Here is a 12,214-nt window from a genome sequence, read left to right on the forward strand (position 1 = left end):
CACCGCCCGGCGCCCACCCGGCGGCGGCGGGTCACCGCCCAGACGAGCCCCGCGATCGCCGCCCCCGCCAGCGTGACCGCCAGGCCGATGATCAGCGCGGTTCGGACGCCGTCTGTGCCCTGGTCCTGGGTGGCGTCCACGTCGATCGCCTCGGCCGTGGACAGCTCGATCGGCTCCCTGTCGGGTGCGGTGAACAGGACGTTTCCGGCCAGCATCGACCACCGACCGGGTTCGGAGTCCAGCCACTCCAACGTGCGGTCGAGCTCACCCGAGCCCGAGCTCGACGAGGCCACCAGGAGTGCGCGGTCGCCGTCCTGGACCACCTGCATCGATGCGAAGTCGACGTCCTCGTAGAACCTCAGCGTGGCCGGTTGCCCATCCCGGGCCCCGACCACCTCCAGCGTGCGTCCGCCGGTCAGGGTCAGGGGCAGATCGAGATCGGCCGGGGCGGAGTCGGACGTCACCAGCAGCCCCGGGACATCCCCCTCCACGAGGGTCTCCATGCTCACCCACTCGGGCAGCAGCGGGGTGGCGGACAACGCCTGCAGCTCGGCGAGGATCGTCACCGCCCGCGCGGTGTCCTCCAGCGACCCGCTGCCGGTGGCCACCTGAAGGCGCGGCAGGAGTGCCTGCGGGAGCGAGCCGAACCCGGCCGGTGCGGGCGAAGCGGGGTCGGAGACGCGGACCCGGGACGATCCGTCGACGATCAGCGTCAACGGTTGGAGCACGCCGCAGGCCGCACCCGCGCCCGCGGTCTGGAGCGAGACGGTGATGTCCGTGTACCGGTTCAGGGCGCCGGCGGGAACCGTCACCGTGCGGTCGAAGACCCCGGACTGATCGGCGGTCCACGAATCCAGCACGGTCTGCCCGGCCGACACCACGATCAGCCCACTGCGATCAGACGGTGGCGGCGAGTAGGAGCCGACCAGATCGATGGCCACGTCTCCGGTCACCGTCCCCAGACTGGTCTGGTCCAGCCCGAAGCCCGCCGAGACGGACCCGACCGATCGCGCCGATCGCGACCCCAGCCCGAGTTCGTCGAGCGTCGCCTCGGTCACCAGCGCGCGGGGCGCCGGCATCGGCGAGTCCAGGGTGGCCGAGCCCGTGACGGCCAGCGACCACAGTTCGCTCGTCACCGATCGCATCTGACGCCCCAGGCTGGCGGAGTCACCGACGATCACCGCGGTGGGGACGGCGTCGTCCGCCAGATCGATCCGGGACTCGCCGGATTCCCGGATCTCCGCCCGTCGGGTGAAGGGCGAGGCGGTCGGAGACCTGGGGCCCGACGCCGGGAGGACCTCGACTTCCAGGCCACTGCCACCGAACCTCGTGGACGCGAGGATGGCCAGCTGGGCGGCGGCCTCCGACTCGGCGTGGGTCGGCTCGTCCGGGAGGTATATCTCCAGGCGCTCCAGGACTGAGGGGACGAAGTCGGCGAGGACCCGAGGGGCCTCGGGATCGCCGGCGAACTCCACCTCGGAATCGCGGAGCTCCAGTGACCGGTCGGTCCAGTCCGGGCACGCCTCTCCCTGGGAGTGCAGGACGGTCCGCATGGTGAGGTCCAGAACGCCGTTGCGCACCCGCCCGCGATCGAGGGGAATGGTGACGCGTTCCGACTCGACGCCCGGTCGCAGGTCTATCCGGTCCAGCAGCAGGTCACCGGACCACGCCTCGAGATGGCCCCGGTCCAGATCCACGGGGAACTGGATCGTCGTGCTCAGCGTCCGCGGGGTAAGCCCCTCAGGCACCGGGATTGGTATCGCGACCTCGGCGCTCCGGTCCGGGAACTCGAGCACCTCCGCCACCCCGAGGGTCGATCCGTCGACGACGGTCTGGGCGCCGACCGGCGCGGGGAAGGCGAGGGTGGCGGCCAAGAGGAGGCAGGCGGGAAGACGCAGCGCGCGGGGCGAGCACACGGGAGGTGACACTACGGGGCGCGGGGCCCCGTGACCGGCGATCCGGCCGACCTCCCCACCGCCCCGCCCCCTATCGGAGGCGGTGGGGCACAACGACGGTCAGCGGGGATCGACGGGCGCGCCCGGGGTCCCGCCCTCGACGCCGGCCCGGTCCGTGCCCTCGTCGGCCAGTTGGTCCGGCTCGGGGTGATCGGTGTCGAAGGTCTCGGGCAGGTTCTTGATGTGCTTGTTCATGTTGCGGATCAGGAGCACGGTGGCGACCAGCAGGAGCAGGACCACAGGGATCCCGATCGGTGAGGCCTTGCCGAACTCCGGTCCCATCGGGTGGTCGTTGTACCCGGGTGTGCCCGGCGACTGGTTCTGCGCGAAGACCATTGCCGCCTGATGCGCCAGGATCTGGACGTCCGGTCCCAGGGTGATCATCTCGGGTCCTCACTCGTGCTCGGTCCGACCGGGAGCTCGACGTAGGGGTCGACGCCCTCGAACAGGTCTGCCTCGTATTCTCCCTCAGCCCGCACGGGTACGGCCACCCGGCTTGCCGCGAGTTCGAACTCCTCGGTGGGCCACACCCGCTGCTGCATCTCCACCGGGGCGGCGAAGAACCAGCCGTTGGGGTCGATCTGCGTGGCGTGGGCCAGCAGCGCCGAGTTGCGCTGCTCGAAGTAGTCGGCGCACTCCACCCGGGTGGTCACCCGCTCCATGATGTCGGGGCGGTCACCCCAGCGGGACAGGAACTCGGCGAAGTGGCGGACGCCGTCGCGGGCGAACAGCTCCTCGTCGAGCAGCTCCAGACGGCTCTTGGGGAAGCCGTGCGTGTAGTAGACCTTGGCCACGGCCCACGGCTCGCCCGTCCCGGGATAGCGGGCGGGGTCCGCGGCGGCCTCGTAGGCGGCCATCGACGCCGAGTGCACCTTCAGGTGATCCGGGTGCGGGTACCCGCCGTTCTCGTCGTAGGTGATGATCACGTGCGGCCGGAACTCCCGGATCCTGGCGACCAGGGAGCGGGTGACCTCGTCGTCGTCGGCAAGGGCGAAACATCCGGGAGGCAACGGCGGCAACGGGTCCCCCTCGGGCAGACCCGAGTCCTCGTAGCCCAGCCAGTGGTGGTCGACGCCGAGGATGTCGGCCGCGCGCGCCATCTCGCGGCGCCGCACGCCCACGAGGTCGGCCACGACGTCGGGGCGATCCATCGCAGGGTTGAGGATGCTGCCGCGCTCGCCGCCGGTGCACGTCTCCACCAGCACGTTCACACCCTGAGCCACGTACTTGGCCATGGTCGCGGAGCCCTTGGACGCCTCGTCGTCGGGGTGGGCGTGTACCGCCATCAGCCGGAGACCGGCCATCATCGCACCTGCCGTTCTTCAGAGCTCGTGGATCGGGATGACTCATTCTATGGACTCACCGAGGTCCGGTGCCCCCGGGGCGGCCCGCCAGCCGCCCCCGGATACCCTGGGGACCATGAGTGAGCCGAGGTCGGACGCCGCGTCACAGGCCGCAGGGACCCCGCCGGCCGGGCGGTACGACGACTCCGGGTCGGGCGTGACCGGCAAGCTGGTCGCCGGCTTCCTGGTCCTGCTCGTCGGCGCCCTCGTGGTGGCCGGCGCCGTCGCCGGCTACCGGCTCAGCGCCACCCCCACCATCTCGGGCGAGGTGATCGGGGTGACCGTCGTCGACGACGAGCGGACCGACGTGGTGATCACGGTCACCCGGGACGAACCCGGAACAGCCGCCTACTGCATAGTCCGGGCGCAGGACCAGACCAAGGGCGAGGTCGGCCGCCGTGAGGTGTACGTGCCCCCGTCCGCGAACAGCGCGATCCAGGTCGACATGTCCATCGCGACCTCGGCCCGCGCGTTCGTGGCCGACGTCTACGGCTGCGGCGACGACGTCCCCGACTACCTGCGCAGGTAGGGGTTCTCCGGCCCCGATCCAGGTCACGGCTGTGTTAGCATCGTCCCATCAGCACGGCCCCTTTCGCGGGGCCGTGTTTTTCGTACAGCAGCACACACACGAACAGATTGGAGTGCGCTCTCATGGCGAACGACACCCAGGGCTACTGGTTGACCCAGGATTCGTACGACCGCCTCATGGCCGAGAAGGAGGCGCTGATCGCCAACCGTCCGGTCATCGCCGCCGAGATCAACGAGCGGCGCGAGGAGGGCGACCTCAAGGAGAACGCCGGGTACCACGCCGCGCGTGAGCAGCAGGGCCAGGAGGAGGCGCGCATCCGTCAGCTCGACGACCTGCTGGCCACCGCCCAGGTCGGCGAGACGCCCACCGAGACCGGCGTCGCCCTGGTGGGCTCCGTGGTCCGCGCCTACTACAACGGCGACGAGGACACCAAGGAGACCTTCCTGGTGGGTACCCGCGGCGAGGGCTCCGGCAAGGACGACCTGGAGATCTACTCCCCCGACTCCCCGCTGGGCCGCGCGATCCTGGGCGCCAAGGTCGGCGAGAGCCGCGAGTACACCACCCCGAACGGCAAGTCCGTCTCGGTGACGATCGTGACCGCGGAGCCGTACCAGAGCTGACCGGCCACGACGGGCCCGGTGGTAGGTTCTTCACGACTATCGGGCCCGGTTCGACCAGCCCGATCCCGCGCCGGCGTTTCCAGGAGTCCCACGTGACAGACGGTTCCCATGACAGGCCATTCGGCCCGGCACCGAAGATCGAATCGGCGGCCGAGCAGGTCCTGGGACCGGCGCTGCGTACAGGGCAGTCACCGTTCGACGACGAGCTTTACACCTGGACCCCCGAGGTCGCGGAAGAGCTCATCCGCCGTCTCGACGGCGACGCCGAGGAACACACCGGCGAGCACTCCGGAGACTCCACCCGCTCCCCCGTGATGCAGGCGCTCCACGACCAGTTGGAGGGCGCCCCGCGGCCGGTGGTGCTCCTGGCCGCCGAGTTGCTCTACATCCAGCAGCTGCCGCTGTCCACGGTCACCGCCCGCCTCAAGCGGGGGCGGATCCGGGACGTGTTGTCCTGGATGGACGACGCGCCGGAGATCCCCGAGGTCCTCGACGACGCGCTCGGCGAGAAGGGTCCGCTGACCGGCGGCCTCGGGTTCAACGTCCAGATGCGCGAGCACCTGCGGTGGCTGTGCACGTTCGTCATCCACTGGGCCGAGTTGGAGTCCGCCGAACGCGACGCGGCGCTCACGGACCCGTGGGAGTTCCAGCGTGCCGCCCGCTCGACCCCCGGTGACTGGCGGGCCATCCGCTACAGCCTGCAGTACCTGGCCTGGCCCGGGTACTTCCAGCCGATCGTCAAGCACGAGCACAAGACCCGCATCCGCGACGCCTTCGCCGACCTCATCGGCGGGCCGTCGGGGATCGACGAGCTCGACATCGACCAGGACCTGCACCGGATCGCCGAGACGCTCTCCGCCCAGCTCGGCCAACCCGTCGACTGGTACCGGGGCGCGATCGCCAACCAGTGGCAGCGCCACCGCGACGACCACTCCCGCCGCGCGTGGCTGGTCCGTCCCGGGCGCGGCGGCGTCGGACAGGCCGGCCAGTGGGTCGCGCAGAACCGGATCGCGCTACCCGCCTCGCACCTGCCGCGCATCCCCGCGCACGCCAGCCGGCTCGAGGTGTCCCAGGCCGTCGAGCAGGGGTACCCGCACCTGGACTACCAGGCACGGTTCCAGCTCACCGCGGAGCTGCACACCTTCCTGTCCCGGATGAGTCCCCAGGACGTGGTGGCCACGGTCGCCGACGCCAAACTGCACCTGGGCACCCTCACCGACGACCTGGGCTACGTGGAGGACGGAGGCCAGCAGCTCGAGCGCTCGGTGCGGTGGCACTCGGTCACCCTCGACCTGGACACCCTCCCCAGCCCGCTCTCCGAGCTGATCGGGGAGCCCGGCACCGTCGTGGACCTCACCGACGGCCTCGACGCCCTGCTCGCCACCATGCACCCCGGCCGCCACTCCGCCGAGTCCCAGGTGGCCGAGGCCCCGGGCGCGGGGACGGTGCCCACCCTCCCCGACATCACCGACGAGCTCGCCGACAGCCTGCACATGCCCCGCAAGGAACTGCAGGAGATCGTGGACACCCTGCAGGAGCGGCAGCAGATCGTGTTCTACGGCCCGCCCGGCACCGGCAAGACCTACCTCGCGCAGGAGCTCGCACGCTTCCTTGCCGGCGCCGACGACCCGAGCCGGGTCCAGCTGGTCCAGTTCCACCCCAGCTACGCCTATGAGGACTTCTTCGAGGGCTACCGGCCCACGCTCACCGAGTCCGGCCAGCCCGGTTTCGCCCTGCAGGCCGGGCCGCTGCGCCGTCAGGCCGCACGCGCCACGTCCGACTCCGGGCGCGAGCACCCGAGCTTCCTCATCATCGACGAGATGAATCGCGCCGACCTGGCCCGCGTGTTCGGCGAGATGTACTTCCTGCTCGAGTACCGCGACCGCACGGTCCTGCCCCAGTACAGCCCCGACACCTCGTTCCGGTTGCCGCGCAACCTGTTCATCATCGGCACCATGAACACCGCCGACCGGTCGATCGCCATGGTCGACGCGGCCATCCGGCGTCGGTTCGCGTTCATGGAACTCCACCCGGACACCCCGCCGGTCGCGGGCGTGCTGCGGCGACACCTCGAGGCCCGCGGCGTGACCACCGAGCCCGCGGACCTGCTGGAGGCGCTCAACTCCGAGATCGACGACTCGGACCGCGACCTGCGGATCGGGCCGTCGTACTTCATGAAGGACCGGGCCACCGCACCCGGCGGGCTCGAGGCGATCTGGCGGTACGACCTCCTCCCGCTGCTCGAGGAGCACTACTACGGACGCCTGTCCCGCGCCGAGGTCCACGAACGCTTCGGGCTCGCGACCCTGCGTCGGAAGATCGGCCGGGCGTGATCCCCGCCTCGGCGGGCTCCGCGGCGTCGGAGACCATCGAGTTCGACGAGTTCGACCGCCGGGGCCGGCTCGTCACCCTGAGCTGGGAGGGCGCGCAGCACCTGTCCCAGACCGGGTTGGTCGAGGTGCTGCCCGCCGGCCGGGACACGTGGCGGCTGATCCCGTGCGGCAGCGTCGGCTCGGTCCGCGTCGAGGGCCTGTCCGTCCGGGTCCTGCCCGCGGCCAACCTGGGCCTGACGCAGCTGTTCTTCCTGCTCGACCACGCGGCCGACAACGCGTTCCTCCCGTCGGCCGTCCAGGCGAGGGACGACGACGAGCTGTGGGTCTCCGTGGCCGAGTCCATGGCCGCGTTGGCACACCAGGCCCTGTCGTCCGGTCTGCTGCGCGGGTACCGCAGGGTCGACGAGGCGCTGACCACCGTGCGCGGCCGGATCCGTCTGGGTGACCAGATCCGCCGACACCCGGGCATGACCATCCCCCTGGAGGTCACCTACTCGGAGTTCACCCCCGATATCGCGGAGAACCGCATCCTGCGCACCGCCGCGCACCGTCTGCAGTTCCTCCCCGACCTGCCGGACGCCACCCGGCGGCGGTTGGCGATGGTCGACGCCCGGCTGGCGGACGCCACGCTCATCGGCCAGGGCGCCCCGGTCCCCACCTGGACACGAACCCGGCTCAACGCGCGGTTCCAGAATGCGCTCGCCCTGGCCGACCGGATCGTGCGCCGCATCTCGGTTGAGGTGGAGGACGGCCACGCGGCGTCGGCGGCGTTCGTCACCGAGATGCCGGCGTTGTTCGAGCGCTTCGTGGAGGCCGAGCTGACCGCCGCCCTCGACGGCTGTGGTGGACGGGTGCTGCAGAACCCCGTCGTCCATCTGGACTCCGGGATCGAAGAGAGTAAAGCCGACCAGGGTGAGGCAGACGAGGGAGGCGCCGGGGACAGGGCCGTCGCCGGAAGTGGCCGCCACAGCGCTCCCGCCACCGAGGGTGACCACATCTCCGTGCCCACCGGGCTCGTGTACGAGGTCGACGGCGAGCCGGTCACCACCTTCGTTCCCACCTATCCCACAGACCGCCGCGCCCGCGCCGCCGAGCACTACCGCCTGCTGGCGGCCTGCACCGCGCTCGGGGTGGACCGCGCGTACCTGGTGTACCCGGCCCAACGCCGGAACGACGCGCCGCAGCCCCGGCGGATCGTGCACACCGACATCTCGATCGTCGAATACCCGGTGGATCTCTCGATGGGGCCCGCCGAGGCCCGCAGGACTATCGTCGAGTTATCGGCACAGGCCCGCGAGCTCGCGGCCCCGTCTGCCGCCCGACATCGCACCGGAGGGAGACGCCACGCCAGATGAGTCAATCAGATGATCCGGCACGCAAGATCGTCGTCAACCTCGCCCTGGTCGCGGTGGGGACGGTCGGCGCCTACCGGGGAGCCTATGAGCTGCTCGCGCAGCAGGCCAGGATCGCCCGCCGTGTGATTCCCAAACCCACCTCGTGGCCCTTCGACGGCGACGGCCTCTACCGGCCCGGTGCCGAGACCTCCGAGCCGTGGCGGCCCGGGATGACGTGCGACGTCCACCTGATGATCTTCGGGGACTCGCTGGCGGCCGGTCTCGGCGCGGCCGACGCCGGGCGGGTGCCCGGGGTGTTGCTCGCCCGTGGCCTCGCCGAGGAGTCCCGGTGGGACGTGAGGTTGAGCAGCAAGGCGATCGTCGGCGCCACCTCCAAGGGGTTGGCCGGGCAGATCGACGCCGTTCGGGTGACCGGCGGAAAGCCTGACATCTCCGTCATCCTCATCGGCGGCAACGACATCACCGCACGCAACTCGATCGGCCCCTCCGCCCGGCGCGTGGGCGAGGCGGTCAGTGACCTCCGCGAGATCGGATCGAGCGTCGTGGTGGGGACCTGCCCCGATCTCGGGACGATCAAGCCCGTACCCCAACCGCTCCGGACCGTCATGGCCACGCTCAGCCGCAGATTGGCGGCCGCTCAGACCGTGCAGGTGCACAAGGCCGGTGGGACACCGGTGTTCCTCGCCGAAGCACTGGCACCGGAGTTCCACGCCCGCGCCGACAGCCTGTTCTCCCCCGACCGGTTCCACCCCAACTCCGACGGCTACGAGCTCATGGCCGGGCTGCTCCTGCCGGCCGTGTGCGTGGCGCTCGGCGTGTGGGACGAGATCCCGGAGAACCGGCCGCCCGCCGACGCCGCGGAGGCCGAGGCCTCGCTCGAGGCGGCAGAGGACGCGATCGAGGGCGCGTCCGACGAGGCCCGCGACACGGTCGTCGCCCGTCTGACCAAGCGCCTCACAGACTTCGTCCGCACCCACGAGGACGCGGACGACACCGACGAGAACACGTACCTGCATAATGAGGACGTGGACGGCGACCCCGAGAGCACGGGCGATGCCCGCGAAGCTGCGGACACCCTCCGCCGCCGGAGCCGGATCCTGCGTGTGACCCGCTCCACGCGGGACCAGTCGGACTCGGATCTCCCGATTGACCACACATAGCACTCACCTGCAACGAAGGAGCCTTCCATGCCGGAAGCCGTGATCGTCTCGTACGCCCGTTCCCCCATCGGGCGCGCCAACAAGGGATCCCTCGTGGGTATCCGCTCGGATGACCTCGCCGCACAGATGGTCAAGGCCGCGCTGGACAAGGTCCCGTCGCTCGACCCCACCCAGATCGACGACCTCATGCTGGGCTGTGGCCTGCCGGGTGGCGAGCAGGGCTTCAACATGGGCCGTGTCGTCTCCGTCCTCGCCGGTCTGGACACCGTCCCCGGCACCACGGTCAACCGCTACTGCTCGTCCTCGCTGCAGACCACCCGCATGGCGCTGCACGCGATCAAGGCCGGCGAGGGCGACGTGTTCATCTCGGCCGGTGTCGAGACCGTGACCAACTTCGCCAAGGGCACCTCCGACCACTGGCCGGACACCCACAACCCGATCTTCGCCGACGCCGAGGCCCGCACCGGCACCCGCGCCGAGGGTGGCGCCGAGACGTGGACCGATCCGCGTGAGAACAACCAGCTCCCGGACGTCTACATCCCGATGGGCCAGACCGCCGAGAACGTCGCGCAGATGACCGGCATCACCCGCGAGGAGCAGGACCACTGGGGCGTGCGCTCGCAGACCCGCGCGGTCGCCGCCGTCGAGAACGGTCACTTCGCCAACGAGATCACCCCGGTCACCATGCCCGACGGCACCGTGGTTTCCACCGACGACGGCCCGCGGCCCGGCACCACCTACGAGAAGATCTCGCAGCTCAAGCCGGTCTTCCGCCCGGATGGCACCATCGCCGCCGGCAACTGCTGCCCGCTCAACGACGGCGCCGCCGCGCTCGTCATCATGAGCGATACCAAGGCCAAGGAGCTCGGCCTCACCCCGCTCGCGCGCGTGGTGTCCACCGGCGTCTCGGGCCTGTCCCCCGAGATCATGGGCCTCGGCCCGATCCAGGCCGTCAAGAACGCCCTGAAGATCGCCGGCAAGTCGGTCTCCGATATCGACCTGTTCGAGATCAACGAGGCGTTCGCCGTCCAGGTCCTCGGTTCCGCCCGCGAGCTCGGGATCGAAGAGGACAAGCTCAACATCAACGGTGGCGCCATCGCGCTGGGCCATCCGTTCGGCATGACGGGCGCCCGCATCACCGCCTCACTCATCAACAACCTGCAGGCCGCGGACAAGCAGTTCGGCGTCGAGACCATGTGTGTCGGCGGCGGCCAGGGCATGGCGATGGTGCTCGAGCGCCTCAGCTGATCCCCGCCCGCGCGGCCTGACCGGCGTCCAGCGGCCCGGCGTCCAGCGACCCGGCGTCGAAAAGAGCGTTCCGAACCCGTTTCCCAAGAGGGCGGTGTTCGGAACGTTCTTTTCGTCGGCCCTCGGCTCTCGGTCGCCATCCACTTGCCCCGCCGAGTGGTCGCAATGACGACTCTTCTGCCTCGGTATCCTGGGAAAACGTCCTGGGAGAACACGAACAGCTGTGACCTCGCGGCAGAAGGCTGCGCCCGGCACGCTCTGGCCGCTCCGGCGCCGGAACTGGACCCACCCGCTCTGCCTACGCGTCCCGGCCCGCCCCCTCCGCCCTCACGTCCCGGCCGGCTGCACACTCCGCCGAAATAGCAGCTGCCCCGACCCCCTGGTGAGGGTCGGGGCAGACGGGCCGGGGCCGCGTGGGCCGGAGCCAGAGCGACCGGGCGACGCTACTGCTCGCGCTGATCAGTCGCGGAAGTAGCTCATCAGGCGGAGGATCTCGATGTACAGCCAGACCAGGGTGACGGTCAGGCCGAGCGCGACGCCCCACGCCATCTTGTTGGGGGCGCCGGCGCGCACGAGGCGGTCGGCGTTGTCGAAGTCCAGCAGGAAGCTGAACGCGGCGAGGCCGATGCACAGGAGGCAGAAGCCGATCGCGATGGGGCCACCGTCGTACAGCGGGTTCGAGCCGCCGGTGAAGAAGCTCAGCAGGATGCTGCCAAGTGCCGCGAACAGCACGCCCACGATGGCGGCGGTGAGGAAGCGCGTGAACTTGGGGGTCACGCGCACGGCGCCGGTCTTGTAGACGAACAGCATGCCAACGAACACACCGATGGTGCCGAGGATCGCCGCGCCGACAGCACCCAGGACGCCACCGCCCTGCAGGTCAGCGGTGAACAGGTAGGTGGCCGCACCGACGAACAGGCCCTCGAGGGCGCCGTAGGTCAGGGTGATCGGCGCCGAATCCATCTTGCGGCCGAACGTGGCGATGAGCACCACGACCAGACCGCCGATACCGCCGATGAGCAGCAGCGGGAAGAGCAGGCCGGGGTTGATGCTGATCATGTAGAACGCGATCACGCCCACGATGCTGAGCAGACCCAGGGTCGTGGCGGTCTTGGTGACGACGTCGTCGATCGTCATGGGCCGCGTGTCCGTGTCGAACTGCGGATGCGCCTGTGGGGCACCGTAGCCGGCCTGGGCGCCGAAGCCCTGCTGGCCGTACTGGCCCTGCTGGAAGCCCGCGCGTCCGGCACCACCGAGGTGGGTGGCGCCGCGGGCGCTGTCCTGGGACAGGGAACTGAAGACCGGATTGCTGCTCGTGCGCATCGAGGTCCCTTCGGATTGTCGGGGAAGGTCGTTGATCGAGAGTCCCCGCCGGGTCACCGACGAATCACTCGTACTGGTCAACGCTTGGGCCCACCTGTGTGTTCCCCGCGTCGACCCCCATCCTGCCCGACTGGTCGGACGTCCATCACACCAGCCCGCTAAAGATATGTCGTTGACACTCTTTGAGATGTCGCGGATACTCTATGACAGACGCGCGCCGACCGGGCGCCCAGGACGTGAAGGAGTCGGCGATGCACACCAGCGACGAACACCAACCGGGCGACTTCGGCCCCCCGGGAGCATGGAACCGGGGCGGACACCCCCGGCATGGCGGCCGCCCCGGCCGCC

Annotated in this window: 10 protein-coding genes; 6 read left to right on the plus strand and 4 right to left on the minus strand. The window is 70.3% G+C overall.

Annotation, left to right across the window (positions count from 1 at the left end):
- The 3 genes from G6027_RS00170 to mca form a co-directional block, all read right to left on the minus strand.
- Positions 1–1,916 (minus strand): hypothetical protein (locus G6027_RS00170; protein ID WP_182634307.1); only part of this gene is annotated, 1,916 nt, incomplete at its 3' end.
- A 99-nt stretch (positions 1,917–2,015) separates the two neighbouring features.
- A complete protein-coding gene (locus G6027_RS00175; protein WP_182634309.1) occupies positions 2,016–2,339 on the minus strand; it encodes a hypothetical protein in 324 nt (107 codons plus the stop codon).
- Positions 2,336–3,259: a mycothiol conjugate amidase Mca gene (mca, locus tag G6027_RS00180; RefSeq protein ID WP_182634311.1), complete on the minus strand. Its 924-nt coding sequence runs from the start codon at positions 3,257–3,259 to the stop codon at positions 2,336–2,338. The genes G6027_RS00175 and mca overlap by 4 nt, the downstream gene beginning before the upstream one ends.
- Before the next feature lie 115 nt (positions 3,260–3,374).
- On the opposite strand from mca, the gene G6027_RS00185 reads away from it, so the two are divergent.
- From G6027_RS00185 to G6027_RS00210, 6 genes are all read left to right on the plus strand, one after another.
- A complete protein-coding gene (locus G6027_RS00185) occupies positions 3,375–3,827 on the plus strand; it encodes a DUF4307 domain-containing protein (protein ID WP_182634313.1) in 453 nt (150 codons plus the stop codon).
- Positions 3,828–3,949: 122 nt separating this feature from the next.
- Entirely contained in the window at positions 3,950–4,447 is a 498-nt protein-coding gene (gene greA, locus G6027_RS00190) for a transcription elongation factor GreA (RefSeq protein WP_017835774.1), read from the plus strand.
- A gap of 92 nt (positions 4,448–4,539) precedes the next feature.
- Positions 4,540–6,780, plus strand: a complete 2,241-nt coding sequence (locus G6027_RS00195) for an AAA family ATPase (RefSeq protein WP_182634314.1) — start codon at positions 4,540–4,542, stop codon at positions 6,778–6,780.
- Positions 6,777–8,135: a hypothetical protein gene (locus tag G6027_RS00200; RefSeq protein ID WP_182634317.1), complete on the plus strand. Its 1,359-nt coding sequence runs from the start codon at positions 6,777–6,779 to the stop codon at positions 8,133–8,135. Before G6027_RS00195 ends, G6027_RS00200 begins: the two co-directional genes overlap by 4 nt.
- Positions 8,132–9,295 (plus strand): SGNH/GDSL hydrolase family protein, encoded by a 1,164-nt coding sequence (locus G6027_RS00205; protein WP_182634319.1) that lies wholly within the window; start codon positions 8,132–8,134, stop codon positions 9,293–9,295. Before G6027_RS00200 ends, G6027_RS00205 begins: the two co-directional genes overlap by 4 nt.
- A gap of 27 nt (positions 9,296–9,322) precedes the next feature.
- A complete protein-coding gene (locus G6027_RS00210) occupies positions 9,323–10,543 on the plus strand; it encodes an acetyl-CoA C-acetyltransferase (RefSeq protein WP_182634321.1) in 1,221 nt (406 codons plus the stop codon).
- A 459-nt stretch (positions 10,544–11,002) separates the two neighbouring features.
- Here G6027_RS00210 and G6027_RS00215 read toward each other — a convergent pair whose 3' ends face one another.
- The gene (locus G6027_RS00215; protein WP_182634323.1) at positions 11,003–11,866 is read right to left on the minus strand and encodes a Bax inhibitor-1/YccA family protein; all 864 of its coding nucleotides are present in this window, start codon (positions 11,864–11,866) and stop codon (positions 11,003–11,005) included.
- Positions 11,867–12,214 lie beyond the last annotated feature (348 nt).

Origin of the sequence: Dietzia sp. SLG310A2-38A2 (assembly GCF_014145095.1) — a bacterium.
Taxonomy (GTDB): domain Bacteria; phylum Actinomycetota; class Actinomycetes; order Mycobacteriales; family Mycobacteriaceae; genus Dietzia.

Bases quoted from the DNA above. Each gene is read 5' to 3' on its own strand.
- G6027_RS00175 (WP_182634309.1), bottom strand. From the start codon at position 2,339: ATGATCACCCTGGGACCGGACGTCCAGATCCTGGCGCATCAGGCGGCA.
- mca (WP_182634311.1), bottom strand. From the start codon at position 3,259: ATGGCCGGTCTCCGGCTGATGGCGGTACACGCCCACCCCGACGACGAG.
- G6027_RS00185 (WP_182634313.1), top strand. From the start codon at position 3,375: ATGAGTGAGCCGAGGTCGGACGCCGCGTCACAGGCCGCAGGGACCCCG.
- greA (WP_017835774.1), top strand. From the start codon at position 3,950: ATGGCGAACGACACCCAGGGCTACTGGTTGACCCAGGATTCGTACGAC.
- G6027_RS00205 (WP_182634319.1), top strand. From the start codon at position 8,132: ATGAGTCAATCAGATGATCCGGCACGCAAGATCGTCGTCAACCTCGCC.
- G6027_RS00210 (WP_182634321.1), top strand. From the start codon at position 9,323: ATGCCGGAAGCCGTGATCGTCTCGTACGCCCGTTCCCCCATCGGGCGC.
- G6027_RS00215 (WP_182634323.1), bottom strand. From the start codon at position 11,866: ATGCGCACGAGCAGCAATCCGGTCTTCAGTTCCCTGTCCCAGGACAGC.